This is a genomic window from Lunatimonas sp., from assembly GCF_020832325.1.
Taxonomy (GTDB): Bacteria; Bacteroidota; Bacteroidia; order Cytophagales; family Cyclobacteriaceae; genus Lunatimonas.
The window spans coordinates 177,551-193,096 of the sequence record NZ_JAFIEU010000047.1 but is presented as its reverse complement, the minus strand read 5'-3'; the positions used below and the strand labels follow the sequence as shown (position 1 = coordinate 193,096).

Below are 15,546 nucleotides of genomic sequence, written 5' to 3'. Positions count from 1 at the left end.
ATTCAAATGCAAAACTACCTAACGATTGCCATCCTTGCTACAGCCGCCCTTTTTGGATCCTGTGGGCCTTCAACGCAAGAATCAAAACCTACCAATATCATCTACATCCTTGCAGACGACCTAGGTTACGGGGATGTGGGGGTGTATGGACAGGAGAAGTTTGCCACGCCTAACATAGACCGGTTGGCTCGGGAAGGGATGCTGTTTACGCAGCACTATGCTGGCACGACCGTCTGTGCGCCGTCGCGTTCGGCCATGATGACTGGACTTCATACCGGTCACACCCAAGTTCGCGGTAACCGTGGGATGAACGGAGGTCAGTTTCCGTTGCCTCCAGATGCAATGACCATTCCCAAACTACTGAAGAAGGCCGGCTATGTTACCGGTGCGTTTGGAAAGTGGGGACTGGGATATCCGGGAAGCACAGGAGATCCCTTGAAGCAGGGTTTTGATACCTTTTTTGGATATAACAGCCAAACGATCGCGCACAATTATTACCCTTGGGAGTTGAATCACGACGACCGGATTGTAGAACTTCCCGAAAACGCCGGTATCGCGCAGGGACTGTATGCCCCCAACCTGATCCACGAAAAGACCCTGGACTTTATACGCACCCACAAGGACACTGCTTTTTTTCTCTATGTGCCGTCTGTTATTCCCCATGCGGAACTTTTTGCACCCGAGGAATACATGATGCGGTTTTTGGAAAAGGATACGCCTGAAAGTGCACTGGGCTATAAAAGTCAGTTTGAGCCTGAGAAGCCATTCAAGGGAGTCGATGAGCTGGACGATCCCCGGTTTAAGGTAGGCGGTTATGGCTCGCAACCACAGCCAAGAGCGGCCTTTGCTGCCATGGTTACCCTCTTAGATGATCAAGTAGGTGAAATCATGGAGCTGTTAGAAGCACTGGGCATTGCGGAAAACACCTTGATCATCTTCACATCAGACAATGGTCCGCATGTGGAGGGAGGTGCCGACCCGGATTTCTTCAACAGCAATGGACCCTTTCAGGGGTATAAAAGGGATCTGTACGAAGGAGGAATACGAGTCCCCATGTTGGCCCGCTGGCCTGCCGTCGTGGCAGCCGGGTCCCGCAGTGACCATGCCTCGGCTTTTTGGGATGTATTGCCGACCCTTGCTGAAATCGCAGGGGTAGAAACCTCCGGTCCGATCGATGGATTGTCTTTTTTGCCAGCGCTGCAAGGCAAGGAGCAAGCCGCCCACGAATACCTGTACTGGGAGTTTCACGAGCAAGGAGGTAAGCAGGCGATCCGTCGGGAGAATTGGAAAGCCATCCGGTTGGACGCCAAAAGCGGCAACACGCCGGTGATGCTGTTCGATTTGGAAAAAGACCCCGGCGAAACAGAGAACCTTGCCGAGAAATACCCGGAAATAGTCCAGGAACTTTCCCTGCGTATGGACCGAGCCAGGGTGGAGGATCCTGAGTGGCCCTTTTTACCTTTGGCAACTCCTTAAGCATACTATAACGTACGAACCCATGGTGTATATACGATCTATTGAATCAGTTTTCACTCCGCACGCCTCACTCAGAGCCGCTGTGTGGCTTCTCGTTAGCTTCATTGTATTGGGCGCATGTACCTCTCAGCCCGCTTCTGAGAATCGGTCCTATTTGCTAGCGGAAGGAAAGCGGCCGAATATTCTTTTTGTTATCTCCGATGATCAATCGTATCCCCATGCGTCTGTTTATGGGGAAGATTGGGTTCAAACGCCTGCCTTCGATCGGATAGCGAAGGAGGGTGTGCTTTTTACTCAAGCCTACACCGCTTCTCCCGGATGTAGCCCCAGCCGTGCGGCCATTCTTACCGGGTTGAACTGCTGGCAATTGGAGGATGCAGGAACACACGCCAGCGCGTTTCCCAATCAGTACAAGGTATATCCCGATGTGCTGGAGACCTTGGGATACCACGTAGGCTTTACCCAAAAAGGATGGGGACCCGGCAACTGGGAAATCAGTGGGAGAACGCGTAATCCAGCAGGAAAGCCCTATCAGTCCCAAAAGTTAACGGCCCTCACATCCGGTATCAGTCAGAACGATTATGCGGCAAATTTTCTCGACTTTCTGGAAGATCGACAGGAGGATCAGCCATTTTGCTTTTGGTTTGGTCCTGCGGAGCCCCACCGGGTTTTTGAGGAGGGTTCCGGGTTGGCATCGGGAAAGGATCCCTTTGCAGTGAATGTACCGGGCTTTTTACCGGATACCCCGGAGATTCGAAGTGACCTGCTCGACTATGCCTTGGAGATAGAATGGTATGATCAGCATTTGGGGAAAATGCTAGCGCATTTGGAGGCCATCGGTGAATTGGACAATACGCTGATCGTGGTTACTTCGGACAACGGAATGGCATTTCCAAGGGCGAAAGCGAACATGTACGAACACGGTATTCATGTTCCACTGGCTATCCGTTGGGGCAACTGGGTGAAGCCGGGTAGGGTGGATGAAGGGCTGGTCAGCCTGATTGATCTGGCCCCTACCTTTTTGGAGGCAGCGATGGGGGAGGAGTTCAAGGAGTACCAAGCAGAAAACCCGGTCGAAGGGCGTAGCCTGATCGGACGCTTGCTAAACAAAGGTCTTTCCACGCAGCAAGACCCTACCCGCGCGGTATTTTCCTCTCGGGAACGTCACTCTAGCTCCCGATGGAATAACGTAGGGTATCCACAGCGGGCCATGCGTATAGGTAACTTTCTATATATACGAAATTTCAAACCGGAGCGATGGCCAGCAGGGGCCCCACAGAAGTTTGAAGCAGATGGCAGCCTAGGTCCGGAGCACGGTGGCTACCACGATATCGACGCCTGCCCCACCCTCGATTTCTTGATTGACAATCGGGATGATCCAGAGTTCGGGTTCTATTTTTATCTTGCAGTGGACCGTCGGCCGGAGGAGGAATTTTTCGATGTTGCCAAGGATCCTTATTGCTTGCAGAATTTGGCGGTAGATCCGGCCTTTAAAAAAGAGCTGGAAAAGGCACGAACGGACATGGAATTCTACCTGCGGGAAACCGGAGATCCAAGAATGACTGCGGAAGGGGAAGTCTTCGAAAGCTACATCCGCTATTCGCCCATACGCACATTTCCAGAGCCCGATTGGGCGAAACATCCGACATCTTTCGATCTAAAACCCAACTAACCGTGCAAAAATTCATCCTTTCTACGATAGGCTTCTGCTGCTTTCTTAGCGCCTGCCAGCAAGAAGGCAGCCGACGCTACGATACCTGGGACACCTATAGAGGTACCAAAGAGGCTACCCAGTATTCCAGCCTTACCCAAATCACCCGAGAGAACGTCCACCTATTGGAGCCGGCATGGGAGTTTCATACCGGGGACAACGGCCCTAGGACTCCCATGGAGTGCAACCCAATTGTCGTGGGCACTACCATGTATGTGACCTCGCCCAAATTGGACCTCATTGCGCTACATGCCGGTAGCGGCGAGCAGCTGTGGCGGTTTTCCTCTTCCTCCTTTAACGAAGGTTCCGGTGTGAACCGGGGTGTCACCTATTTTGATGATGGGGCAGAGGGCAGGATTTTTATGCCGGCAGGTCCCTACCTGTTTGCCGTAAACGCAAAAAGCGGAGAGTTGGTGGCGGAATTTGGTCAGGATGGAAAAATCGATTTACGGGAGCACTTGGGTAAAGATCCGGCAAGGTTATCTATTTCCCTGTCTACCCCAGGGATCCTTTTTGGGGAACTGCTAATCATCGGGTCGGCAACGGGAGAGGGGTACGATGCATCTCCAGGCCACATCCGGGCGTATCACGCGCGCACAGGAGAACTTGCCTGGATTTTTCACACCATCCCCCAAGAGGGGGAATTTGGACACGAAACCTGGGAATGGGTGGAAGATGAAAATTACGGCGGCACCAATAACTGGGGCGGTATGAGCTTGGACGAGGAAAAAGGGTGGGTGTATGTGGCTACGGGGTCGCCCACCTATGATTTTTATGGTGGTAACCGCCTAGGCGAAAATCTTTTCGGCAACTGCGTGATTGCCTTGGATGCGCGTACCGGAGAGCGGCAATGGCACTACCAAGCCGTCACCCACGACCTGTGGGATTTCGATCTGCCCTGTGCGCCTACCCTAGTGACCGTCCCCATGGATGGAAAGCAAGTCAAAGCGCTGGTGCAACCCACCAAAATGGGCGAGTTAATACTATTGGATCGATATACCGGTAAGCCCTTGCTGCCTGTGGAAGAACGTGCTGTCCCTCCTTCCTATGTGCCGGGAGAGCGAGCGCATCCCACCCAAAAATTTAACCAAGGGATTCGATTGGTACCCCAGGGTATGGATAGCAGTTACCTGACGGATATCTCGGAAGAGGCCAATGCCTATGCCCGGAAGGAGATCAAAAAATACCGAAACGAAGGGATGTATACCCCACCCAGCATAGAGGGAACCTTGACCATGCCCGCAACCCGAGGTGGATCCCTTTGGGGAGGGATTTCCTACGATCCCGTACAAAATCGCATCTATGCGAATGTCAACGAGTTAGCTATGATTTTGCAACTTCGGGCCGTAACTCCCGCCGGTGCGGGTGCAGACGAGGTTTCTTCTGGGTACCATTCCTATATGTTGAACTGTTCCAACTGCCATGGCGCCGACCGCAAAGGACTTGCGGATGCCTATCCCTCCTTGTTGGGTGTGGCAGGAAGGTATAGCAGGGAGGAGATCAAGCGGATCATCCGTGGGGGTAAAGGCGTCATGCCTGCCTTTACCCAGTTTGACGATAGGCAATTGGATGCCATGGTGTCCTTTGTAATCGACGGGGAAGTTCCTGCAGGGCAGGAATCTGCGCAGTTAGCGCAGGTAGATAAGTACGTAATGTCGGGTTTTCGGCTGTTTTTGGACGAAGAGGGTTTTCCGGCATCCAAGCCGCCCTGGGGCAGTTTGAACGCCATTGATTTGAACACGCTGACGGTGGATTGGAAAGTTCCATTGGGCGACTATCCGGCGCTCGTGGAGCGTGGCATCACGGGCAAGGGTACCCAAAACTTTGGAGGCTGTGTAGCCACGGCTGGTGGGTTGGTTTTTGTGGGTGGTTCCGCAGATGAAATGTTCAGGGCCTTTGACGCAGCTACCGGGGAGGTGCTATGGAGTTATAAGTTACCTGCGGGTGGGTATGCGGTTCCTTCGGTATATGAGGTAGGTGGGCGCCAGTATGTGGTGATTGCAGCAGGAGGTGCCAATCGTATTGGTACGCCCAGCGGCGACAGCTTTGTGGCGTTTGCCCTTCCTTAGGTCTGGCTTTTTGGCAAAATGATTGTATGACCCTAGTGTGCCCAATTCGTTCTACCAATCAAGCCGATGAACCAAAAACCGATTCCTACTTACAGCTACCGCCGGGGATTTTTCTGGCTCTTTATTTTTTTTGTATTGGCGCTGATTCCTCTTTTCATTGGTTATGGGTGGAATTTACCCGATTATAGAGGTTTTTGGGAGGAATTGGGCCTTTCGATGGGGTTTGTGGGGCTGGGGTTGTTTGCGGTGCAGTTTCTGTTTTCCGGACGCATTCGGCAGGTAGCGCCGGCATTTGGGGTGGACAATATTGTGCAGTTTCACAAGGAAATGGGTGTGATTGCCCTCCTTTTTGGCATGGCCCATCCGGTCATTTTGATTGCCGTGGATAGTTCGTATTGGGGATTTTTTGACCCACGGGTAAATTTGCCACGGGCTTTGGCGCTTGGTGCCGCGTCGGTTGGGATGATGCTGCTATTGGTGACCAGTTTGTGGAGGTCCTTGGTGGGCTTGAGCTATGAATGGTGGCGGTTGCTACATGGGCTGCTTGGATCCCTGATTCTGTTTGTGGGCATTGTCCATGCCCTGCAAGTCGGTCATTACCTGAACGACTGGCTGAAAATGCTGTTGTTTGGTGGATATCTGGGCGGGTTCCTATACCTGTTTGTTCATTCCCGAGTGGTTCGACCATTCCAAAACAGCAAACATCCCTACGCCATCGACGAAGTCATTCCTGAAAAGGACGATTGCTACACGCTCAGGCTTAAGCCCTGTACCGGGGAGCGCTTACACTATGAACCTGGTCAGTTTTTGTGGATTACGATACAGTCCTCACCTTTTTCCATGCAGCAGCACCCCTTTTCCTTTTCATCTAGCCCGCTTGAGCCGCTGATTGCCATTACCGCCAAGCGCTTGGGCGATTTTACGCGGGATTGGATACATCTGAAGCCAGGTCAGACAGCATTTATTGAAGGTCCCTATGGCTCGTTTACGCTAAAAGATCGGCCCTGCTTTCTGGTGATGGGCGGTATAGGAGTGACTCCCGCCATTTCCATCCTCAAGACCCTGGCAATCCGACAGGATACCCGACGTTGCATCCTAATTTATGGAAATGAATCGTGGAATAAAATCCCCTTTCGTCAGGAGTTGGCAGAACTGGAACGTTTACTCCACCTACAGATAGTGCACGTGCTGCAAGAGCCGGACCAAGCCTGGCAGGGTGAACGTGGATTGATCGATGAGCGGTTGATTGGTAAGAATTTGCCCGAGGATACACATGCTTTTGACTACTTCATTTGTGGTCCGGAACCCATGATGGACGTGGCAGAGCGTACCCTTCGTAATCAGGGTATTCCTTGGAAGCAAATCTATGCAGAACGTTTTGATTTGGCGTAATCCCTTGAACATGGAAAAGCATCGAAAACTATTTTACCTCACCGTGAAGCGAATGGCTGATCTGATTGGTTTCATGCTGCTGCTCGCTGCAATATGGATGGCTGCACGCGGTGTATGATTGGTGGAAACGCAGTCCTGTTTCTTCGGCTAAAACAAAGAAAATTTTAGCTTATCGGTCAGCAGTTCCAGGGCCATAATGGCTTTTACGGAGTTTCCTTTTTCATTTAGCTCCGGGCTCCAAACCGCGATGCTGAATTGGTGGGGCATGACGGCGGCCACGCCACCACCTACACCGCTTTTTCCGGGGAGGCCCACCCGGAAGGCAAACTCTCCCGATTCATCGTAGAATCCGCACGTCAGCATGAGCGCATTGATCCGCCTAGCCTCGCTCTCGGTGACGATTTCACGCTTTGCATAGATGGAATAGCCGTCGTTTGCCAGGAAAGAAAAAGATCTGGCCAAATCCACGCAGCACATCTCCATGGAACAATGCGCCACGTAGGTTTTGATGACTTCCTCTACCGGGTTATCGAAGTTTTGATAGGCCTTTAAAAAATACGCCAGGGCCGTATTTCTTTCCGAATGCCGCAGTTCGGAGTTCATGACGTCTTGATTGATCGTGACGCAATCTTTGCCAGACACTTCGTGGATAAATCTGCTGACTTCCTCCACGGGATTCTCGAACTTGGTCGTCAGCGCATCGGTAATCACCAGGGCCCCTGCATTGATGAAGGGGTTTCTGGGGATTCCTTTTTCAAATTCCAGTTGGGCAATGGAATTGAAGGGGTTTCCACTGGGCTCTACATTGACCCGGGACCATAATTTGCGCTGGAAGATATGGGCCACCATGGTGAGGGTGTGTACTTTGGAGATACTTTGGATGGAAAATGGCTGGTCGTAGTCTCCGACTCCATACACCTTGCCTTCCAGATCAACCAAAGCGATCCCAAACCTATCTGCATCGACGTTCGCAAGTTCCGGAATGTAATCGGCGACTTTACCTCTGGGATTTTTTGTTTTCACCTCTTGATATACTTCTTCGATGAGTTGCTGGTAGTCCATACGGTGAATGTGGGGATTTTGTGGGTGGGTTCAAAGCTTTTGAAAAAACTTTGTAGTATCAAGTGTCCTGTCAGTGTACGGTACGCACGACAAGTGGGATACTTTTCATGGAATTTGCCTAAAGAAATAGGTTAATTATCGTATGTTTAATTAATAAACAAATGTATATTTTGCTAAATATGGTATTTGGACAATTAATAATATTAAATTTTTCACAAAAAAATTTTTATACTATAAATATATTGAATAACAAATTATTATTTGGTTTATAGTAAAAATTAGTTAAATTACTCGCAATTAGCTGTTTACGCGCTATTTTTTTTATTCATTCACAAACCCACCCATCATTATGTTAAAGAAAATCGTTTTCGGAATCCTTTCCCTCCTGCTACTGCTCATCGGGGGATTTGTCGTCTATGTACAATTAAACTGGGATAAAACCTACGATATTCCCTACCCGGATCTACAAGTCAGTAATGATTCCACAGTGATTGAACGGGGCAAATACCTCGTACACGGACCGGCGCACTGTTCCAACTGTCATGTGGGTAGTGTTGCCGAAATGATACAGGCTGATGCCGGGGAAGATATTCCTTTAAAAGGAGGTGCTGAATTTCCCTTAGGTCCTATAGGCACTATCTATCCCAGAAACCTTACCCCAGACCCCACCACAGGTATTGGAAGATACACCGACGCTGAAATCTTCAGAATGATGCGTCATGCCGTGAAGCCGGATGGTACAGCAACGCTATCGGTACTTATGCCTTTTTGGGACATGGCCGATGAGGACCTGATTGCGGTGGTGTCGTATTTGAGAAGTCTTGCTCCTGTTAATAATGAGGTCAAGGAGAATGATTGGTCTTTTATGGGGAAGGCCGTGCGGGTATTGGCTTCGTCGTTTCAGCCGATTGAAAATCCCACACCATATCCCAAGGCTCCGCCGATGTCTGCGACGATTGAGCGGGGTGAATACCTTTCGCGGTATGTGGCTAACTGTGTAGGCTGTCATACGGCAAGGGATCAGATGACGTTTGAAGCGATAGGACCTGAATATGGAGGAGGAATGGAATTTGAGCCTTGGCCTGAGTATGCTTTGGCCGTGGGAGGGGACCCTGAGCTATGGACCCGTACACCCAATATCACACCACATCCCAACAGTGCCCTGTCCAAATTCAAAAATGTAGCCGAATGGAAAGCACGATTTCGCCAAGGGAGGACAATTAGCATTTCTCAAATGCACTGGGGCCCCTTTTCCAGGATGACGGATGAGGACCTGGAAGCTATTTACCTCTATCTCTCAAGCTTGGAACCGCAAGATTATGATCCGGGTGAGCTGATTTTTAAAAAATGAGGGGGAGATTTAGGCATTGCTGGGTGACCGCTTTGCGGATTAGGAGGCTGTCCATATACACGTATAACGAAGCCGCGTGGCTAGTAAGGATCCAACAGATCTGGCGATCCTAGTCCCTGATGAAGTCTGCCGTTTCCATGCAGCACAGCAGGATATGATGGTGGAATGGCTAGACCGATTGGTTGAATAGTGAATTTGATCGGAAAGGAAAATGGCTTATTACCATCCCAATTTGACTCCGTCAGATCAAGAAAACTCCGTATAATTAAACTAAATTGGGTTTTGGAATTAACCTAAATTAGTTGGACGGATGAACCTTATCGGAATTGTCACTGCGATCATCGCTTTTTGGCCCCTAGGCGCACCAGAAAAACACATCGTTTACCTGGCGCCGCATGGATTGGATTCCAACCCAGGCACGAAGGAACAACCCCTCGCTTCCCTGACAGGGGCTAGGGACGCTATCCGAAAATTAAACACTACGGACAGTGTTTTGGTGAAAATTGCACCGGGGGATTACTTTATGAATACGCCCCTGGAACTAACCGAACGGGATGCAACGCCGGTTGTTTTTGAAGGGGAAGGGGGGCAGGTTACCTTTTATGGAGGCATACCGGTAAAGGGCTGGGAAAAAGTAAGCGAGCAGCTTTGGCGAGCAGCCATTCCCGCCCAGTTTACCGCGAGCTTTCCGTTCGAGCAGCTCATTGTAAACGGTAAAAGGGCTGTCCGCGCCAGCACCGGTTTTTTTCAGGTAAAAACGGTTTCGGAAACGGTTATGGATCCGGGCAGGGGACGCATGCCGGAATTTGCCGTTCAAAAAATCTCGCTAAACCCCGAGGATGCAGCCTCTCTGCAAAAGGAAGGCCCCGAAAATATTCAGAATGCCGTGATTTCCTTGTACCATAAATGGGATGTCACCCGCAAATACATCGACCACTTCGATCCAGATTCTTCCATCGTGTACATCAGGGGGAAGGGCATGCAGCCTTGGAATCAGTTGGACCAATTAACCCAATACAAGATCGAAAACCTACCATCGGCGCTGGATTCCCCTGGGGAATGGCTCGTAAAAAAGGACGGGTATGTGTATTATATCCCTAAGGAAGGTGAAGAAATACACTCCATAGAGGTCTTTGCGCCTGCCACGGACAAGTTTATCACCATCCGCGGGAATAAGCTAAACCCGGTCAAGCACAAGACCTTTAAAGGCATTCGCTTTAAGGTGGCCGGGTACCGGCTACCCAAACAGGGCAATGATCCCTTGCAGGCGGCGGCTACCGAGGATGCGAGCATAATGGTGGATTATGCGGATTATATCCGATTTGAAAACTGTGAACTCGCACATACTGGCTTGTATGGTATCTGGTTCAGGAGGCAAGTGACCAATAGCCAAATCGATCAATGCTACCTACACGACCTCGGGGCCGGGGGAGTGAAGATTGGCGATTTTCTTTACCACGAGGAGGACGAGGACGTTTCGGCCAATAACCTGGTCCATAACAGCATTATCCGGGATGGAGGGCAACTGTTTCCGAGTGCCGTCGGGGTAATTGTGTTTCATTCCCGTGACAACGAGATTACCCACAACGAGATTGCAGATTTTAGGTATTCCGGCGTGTCGGTGGGATGGATGTGGGGCTATGAATCGACCAAAGTCGTCACCAACACGCCGGATAAACACGGCATACCTGCATGGAGGGAAGATCATTTTAAAAGTCCCGCTACTGGTAATGTGATCGCCTACAATCATATACATCACCTGGGATGGGGAGAACTTTCGGATATGGGCGGTGTATATATCCTATCCGAGGCCTTCGGTACCCATGTGCACTATAATGTTATCCACCACATTTACTCGGCCACCTATGGGGGCTGGGGATTGTATACCGATGAGGGAGCTACCCACGTTACAATGGAAAATAACCTGGTGTATGCCTGCAAGAACTCTGGGTTTCACCAGCACTACGGAAAGGAAAACCACATTCGGAACAATATTTTTGCCTTTAATCTAAAGGGGCAGGTGCAATTTACCCGGGTGGAAGACCACCGTTCCTTTGATTTCACAAACAATATCGTTTATACACATAGTGGGGACATGCTTTTGGGTAACCTAAAGGATGCAGACGTAAAAATGGAGAACAACTGTTATTGGGACACACGGACCAAGGAGCCGCTTTTTCAAAAAATGTCTTTCAGGGAGTGGAAAAAATTAAAGGATAGAAACTCCCTTTTGGCGGATCCAGGATTTGTCGATGCTGAGAATTTTGATTTCAGGCTGAAATCTCTCCATACAGCACGAAAGATCGGTTTTAAGCCCTTTGATTATTCCAAAGCAGGTGTATACGGTTCGGAAGAATGGAAACAACTGGCCATCATGGACAGCGTAAGGATCGATTTATTTGCCAAGATTGTAGATGCAATGGAAAAGTAATCTACAGGTGGTAGGATAGTTGATTAGGGTTGTTTTTTTGGCTTTTCCGTTTGATTTATTTTACGTACAGAACAGTATCAGGATTGGGCACCCTGCGATCACCATACTGTACGATTGGAATGTAATTTGGCACGAACCTTCTAAAAAATTCCTTGGGGTTCCATCCCGGCGGAATAGTGCTGGGGGATGTCGATGCTGCCCAAAAAGAGAGCAAGTAGGATTTCTGGAAGCCTTTGGATGGTGAGCAAAAAGATGCTTTATTTGGCCATGTTTAAGACTAGCTTTAATCACGTGTTGGGACCCTGTAAAACTATGACGATCAGATTTCTTGGCGTATTCATTTTTGCGGCACTTTCTTTTGCTTGCTCATTGGAAGATCAATCCTCCAAACGTCCCCCCAATATCATATATATTTTAGCGGATGACCTGGGCTATGGGGATTTGGGCTGTTACGGGCAGGAAAAGATTGAAACCCCTCATATCGATGCCTTGGCGGCTGGTGGGTTGCTTTTTACACAGCATTACTCGGGATCGCCCGTATGTGCCCCTGCTCGGGCGGTTTTGCTAACGGGGCAGCACAGTGGCAGGGCACAGGTGCGGGGCAACGATGAATGGGGTGAAAGGGGAGACGTGTGGAATTATTTGGCCATGCTGGCAGACTCTACCTTGGAAGGGCAGCGCCCCATTGCAGAAGGAACGGTCACGTTGGGTACCCTGCTTCAGGGGGCCGGTTACACGACAGCAATTGTAGGTAAGTGGGGATTGGGTGCACCTCATACCGTTGGCGTCCCGAATAAGCAGGGGTTTGATTATTTTTTCGGATACAATTGCCAACGGCAAGCGCATACGTTATATCCGCTTCATCTTTGGGAAAACGACCGTCGGGTTTACCTAAGAAACGATACCATCGCTCCAAATAAAAGATTGCCCGAAGGCGCAGATCCCTATGCGTTGGAAAGCTATTCTGATTATTTTCTGACCGATTACGCTCCGGATATAATGTTTGACCGCATCTCGAATTTTGTATCCAAGCAGCAGGAGAATCCTTTTTTCCTGTACTGGGCCACGCCCATTCCACACGTGCCTTTACAGGTGCCAAGCAAGTGGATCGACCACTATGTGGAGAAGTTTGGGAATGAGGAGCCTTATCTGGGGAACAACTCCTACTTTCCCGCCCGCTACCCCAGGGCCACCTATGCGGCGATGGTCAGTTACCTCGATGAGCAGGTTGGGCGGTTGGTGCAGCAGCTAAAAGATCAGGGGATTTACGACAATACGCTGATTATTTTCACTTCCGACAACGGGCCTACCTTCAACGGCGGTACGGACTCTCCCTGGTTTAACAGCGCAGGGCCCTTTCGGGAAGCGCAGGGCTTTGGCAAAGGATATCTCTATGAAGGAGGGATCCGCGTGCCCATGATCGCTTCCTGGCCGGAGGTGATTCAAGCTGGTTCGAGGAGTGACCATATCTCGGCTTTTTACGATGTCATGCCCACACTGGCAGAGATCGCAGGCGTGACGGAGACCTTTGACTCGGACGGCGTCAGCTTTTTCCCTGCGCTCAAAGGAGAAAAGCAGCCCGTGCATGACTATTTGTACTGGGAATTCCCATCCTATGGGGGCCAAATGGCCATTAGGATGGGTAAATGGAAAGCACTGCGGCTGAACATGCAGGAGGAAACCTCGGAATGGCACCTTTTTGACCTGGAAAAAGACCCGATGGAACAGGTGAATCTGGCGGGGGAACATCCGGAGCTTATCCAACAGGTGGAGGAAATCGTGGCGCAGTCTCACGTGCCGGCTGCCAATCCTAGGTGGCGGTTTGCTGCATTGGGTGAGTGATTTGAAATAGGCTAATCCAAAAAAAGGATATGACGCAAGCTGCGCTTATGGTTTAAAATATTTACCATGAGGGTTAGAGACCCTAATAGGGTTTGGCGAGTGCACTACCGAATTCTACATACAAAAAGAAGCAGACCTCAGGTTGAACGCCATTGGGATGGCGATAAAAAAATTAGCCTACTGAAATTTTTTTTTCACCCTCGTACTTGTAAGTTTAGGGGTCTGGAAACCCGGTACGGATCGAAGTATGGGTAGGGGTCAAACCGTACAAATTTCGGCCTCGCTCTTTTCTACGCAAGATAGAGAAAACGATGATAAATCGTCAACTAGTTTTTATCTTACTGCTGCTATTGGGCGCCCTGTTCGGTATTTCTTTAGCCCATGTTTCATACAACGGCTTCGATTGGGAGCGTGACCGCTTGCTGGTTATTTCGGTAACTGCCACAGCCTTGGCAATTTTGGTAGGTGGTGCATCTGCGCTTGCCATCCGCCGAGGTAATGGGTATGAATAGGGCAAGTCCAGTTCCCGCATGAGTGGACCTTTCAGGGCCATCGGTTGGGTACCGTATGCTTATTCAGGATTCGCTGCGCTTCTTTCTGTACCCCTTCCCATTTCTGGGCCTTCCAGATATGCTCCCGGGCAAATTTCCCAGAGGCCTCTAGGTCTACGATGGGGAAGGGGTAATCTTTCCCCACCTGCAAGCCATATAGTGTTTCCTCGATGCCGGTAATCTTCCAGGGTTCGTGAAGGAGGTGAAGCGGCAATGCAGCTAGTTCAGGAACCCATTTTTTGATAAAAGCACCATCGGCATCGTGCTCTAAGGATTGTTTGACCGGGTTATAGATTCTGACGGTGTTGATCCCTGTCACCCCGGCCTGCATTTGTAACTGCGGATAGTGAATACCGGGTTCAAAATCCAGGAACATTCGGGCCAGATGGGCTGCCCCGGATCGCCAATCCTGAAAAAGGTGATGGGTCAAAAAGGACACCAACATGGCCCGCATTCTGAAATTTAGGTAGCCGGTTTCCCGCAGACAACGCATGCAGGCATCCACTAGGGGATACCCGGTCCTTCCTTCTTCCCAAGCGGAGATTTTGCGCTCATCGATTGGCTTCGAAAAGCCATCAAAGCCCCGGTTGATGTGTTCGTACTCCATCCTGCACTCCATTTCAAATTTCTGGATAAAGTGGCAATGCCATCTCAGCCGAGATTGAAAATTCGTCAGGTTTTTGGCTTGGAAACCCTCTTTCTTTTTTTTCTCCGCAGCCTGGTATACCTGTCGGATGGACAAGTTGCCCCAGGCCAGGTAGGGCGAAAGCCGACTGCATCCAGTTCTGCTCAACAAGGGTTTAGATATGTGCCGGTTGTAGTTTTTGATTCGTTCTTTGAAAAAAGAATCCGCGTATTTCCACGCAGTTGATTCCCCACCCTGTTGCATTCCGGGTTGGGGTGTTTTCCATTCCTCCGGTATTTCAATGGAAGGCAAGCTTTGCAGGAAGGCATTGGAGAGGGTGTAAAATTTCCCTTTTTGCAGGTCGGGATTTTCTTGCGCTGCGGACATGAGGGCATACCAATCCTGGGACCAATTTTTTCGGTTTTTTCTGCCTCGTTGCACGCCTTGATGGGTAGATTCCTGCCAGTATATGCCCTTGGTTTTGAAAAATGCAGCTACCCGCTTGTCCCGTTCGTAGGTGATGTGGATTCCGGTTTCCTGATGGGAAAAGACGTTTTTCACCTCGTACTCTTGGGTTAACCGCTGGAATAAGAGAACCGGGTCCAAGTATAAAACATGAAGCCGCGCATCAAAGGGTTGCAATCGAGCCGATAAATCACTCAAGCTCTGCCAAACGAATCGCCAATGCCGGCTATCCGATTTCGGAGAGGCCACGAGTTCAGGCTCAAAGCAATACACTAAAATCAGCGGAAGCCCATCGTCGATAGCATGCTTGAGTGGGGCATGGTCGCCCAACCTCAAGTCCCGCTTAAACCAAACCACGTTGACCTTTTCCATTTTGGTAGGAACTAGGGATAGGGGTAAAAGTTTACGGAACGTATAATTGGTGACTTTACAGCACCGACTAGATGGATAAGCTTGTTCCAAGGGATACTCCAAAGGCTGATGAGAAGCGTTGAATGACTGGGGCTCTCTTGAGTATGGATACTTTAGGTCTTATTTGGGTTTTTTTGGTATATTTCCATAATTTCAAAAG

The 15,546-nt window shown here is 49.9% G+C and carries 10 protein-coding genes; 8 read left to right on the top strand and 2 right to left on the bottom strand.

Annotated features, from left to right (window positions below; all coding sequences use genetic code 11):
• Positions 1-6 precede the first annotated feature (6 nt).
• The 4 genes from JJU34_RS18655 to JJU34_RS18640 all read left to right on the top strand — a co-directional run bounded on the left by JJU34_RS18655 (position 7) and on the right by JJU34_RS18640 (position 6,648).
• Positions 7-1,476, top strand: a complete 1,470-nt coding sequence (locus tag JJU34_RS18655; protein ID WP_228693934.1) for an arylsulfatase — start codon at positions 7-9, stop codon at positions 1,474-1,476.
• A gap of 22 nt (positions 1,477-1,498) precedes the next feature.
• Positions 1,499-3,148: a sulfatase gene (locus JJU34_RS18650; RefSeq protein ID WP_228693933.1), complete on the top strand. Its 1,650-nt coding sequence runs from the start codon at positions 1,499-1,501 to the stop codon at positions 3,146-3,148.
• Positions 3,149-3,150: 2 nt separating this feature from the next.
• On the top strand, positions 3,151-5,256 hold the full coding sequence (locus JJU34_RS18645; RefSeq protein ID WP_228693932.1) for a PQQ-binding-like beta-propeller repeat protein: 2,106 nt from the start codon (positions 3,151-3,153) through the stop codon (positions 5,254-5,256).
• 66 nt (positions 5,257-5,322) lie between these two features.
• Positions 5,323-6,648, top strand: a complete 1,326-nt coding sequence (locus tag JJU34_RS18640; RefSeq protein WP_228693931.1) for a ferredoxin reductase family protein — start codon at positions 5,323-5,325, stop codon at positions 6,646-6,648.
• A 147-nt stretch (positions 6,649-6,795) separates the two neighbouring features.
• Here the strand turns inward: JJU34_RS18640 and JJU34_RS18635 are convergent, their stop codons facing one another.
• Positions 6,796-7,710 (bottom strand): glutaminase, encoded by a 915-nt coding sequence (locus tag JJU34_RS18635; RefSeq protein WP_228693930.1) that lies wholly within the window; start codon positions 7,708-7,710, stop codon positions 6,796-6,798.
• Positions 7,711-8,059: 349 nt separating this feature from the next.
• Here JJU34_RS18635 and JJU34_RS18630 point away from each other — a divergent pair, with 349 nt between their 5' ends.
• The 4 genes from JJU34_RS18630 to JJU34_RS18615 all read left to right on the top strand — a co-directional run bounded on the left by JJU34_RS18630 (position 8,060) and on the right by JJU34_RS18615 (position 13,846).
• Positions 8,060-9,061, top strand: coding sequence for a cytochrome c (locus JJU34_RS18630; RefSeq protein WP_228693929.1), 1,002 nt, complete (start codon positions 8,060-8,062; stop codon positions 9,059-9,061).
• A gap of 310 nt (positions 9,062-9,371) precedes the next feature.
• Entirely contained in the window at positions 9,372-11,492 is a 2,121-nt protein-coding gene (locus tag JJU34_RS18625; protein ID WP_228693928.1) for a right-handed parallel beta-helix repeat-containing protein, read from the top strand.
• Positions 11,493-11,804: 312 nt separating this feature from the next.
• A complete protein-coding gene (locus tag JJU34_RS18620) occupies positions 11,805-13,334 on the top strand; it encodes an arylsulfatase (protein ID WP_228693927.1) in 1,530 nt (509 codons plus the stop codon).
• A gap of 311 nt (positions 13,335-13,645) precedes the next feature.
• Entirely contained in the window at positions 13,646-13,846 is a 201-nt protein-coding gene (locus JJU34_RS18615) for a hypothetical protein (RefSeq protein WP_228693926.1), read from the top strand.
• 31 nt (positions 13,847-13,877) lie between these two features.
• Here JJU34_RS18615 and JJU34_RS18610 read toward each other — a convergent pair whose 3' ends face one another.
• Positions 13,878-15,347, bottom strand: coding sequence for a deoxyribodipyrimidine photo-lyase (locus tag JJU34_RS18610; protein ID WP_228693925.1), 1,470 nt, complete (start codon positions 15,345-15,347; stop codon positions 13,878-13,880).
• Positions 15,348-15,546 lie beyond the last annotated feature (199 nt).

Bases quoted from the DNA above. Each gene is read 5' to 3' on its own strand.
- JJU34_RS18650 (WP_228693933.1), top strand. From the start codon at position 1,499: ATGGTGTATATACGATCTATTGAATCAGTTTTCACTCCGCACGCCTCA.
- JJU34_RS18640 (WP_228693931.1), top strand. From the start codon at position 5,323: ATGAACCAAAAACCGATTCCTACTTACAGCTACCGCCGGGGATTTTTC.
- JJU34_RS18625 (WP_228693928.1), top strand. From the start codon at position 9,372: ATGAACCTTATCGGAATTGTCACTGCGATCATCGCTTTTTGGCCCCTA.
- JJU34_RS18655 (WP_228693934.1), top strand. From the start codon at position 7: ATGCAAAACTACCTAACGATTGCCATCCTTGCTACAGCCGCCCTTTTT.
- JJU34_RS18610 (WP_228693925.1), bottom strand. From the start codon at position 15,347: ATGGAAAAGGTCAACGTGGTTTGGTTTAAGCGGGACTTGAGGTTGGGC.
- JJU34_RS18630 (WP_228693929.1), top strand. From the start codon at position 8,060: ATGTTAAAGAAAATCGTTTTCGGAATCCTTTCCCTCCTGCTACTGCTC.
- JJU34_RS18615 (WP_228693926.1), top strand. From the start codon at position 13,646: ATGATAAATCGTCAACTAGTTTTTATCTTACTGCTGCTATTGGGCGCC.
- JJU34_RS18635 (WP_228693930.1), bottom strand. From the start codon at position 7,710: ATGGACTACCAGCAACTCATCGAAGAAGTATATCAAGAGGTGAAAACA.
- JJU34_RS18620 (WP_228693927.1), top strand. From the start codon at position 11,805: ATGACGATCAGATTTCTTGGCGTATTCATTTTTGCGGCACTTTCTTTT.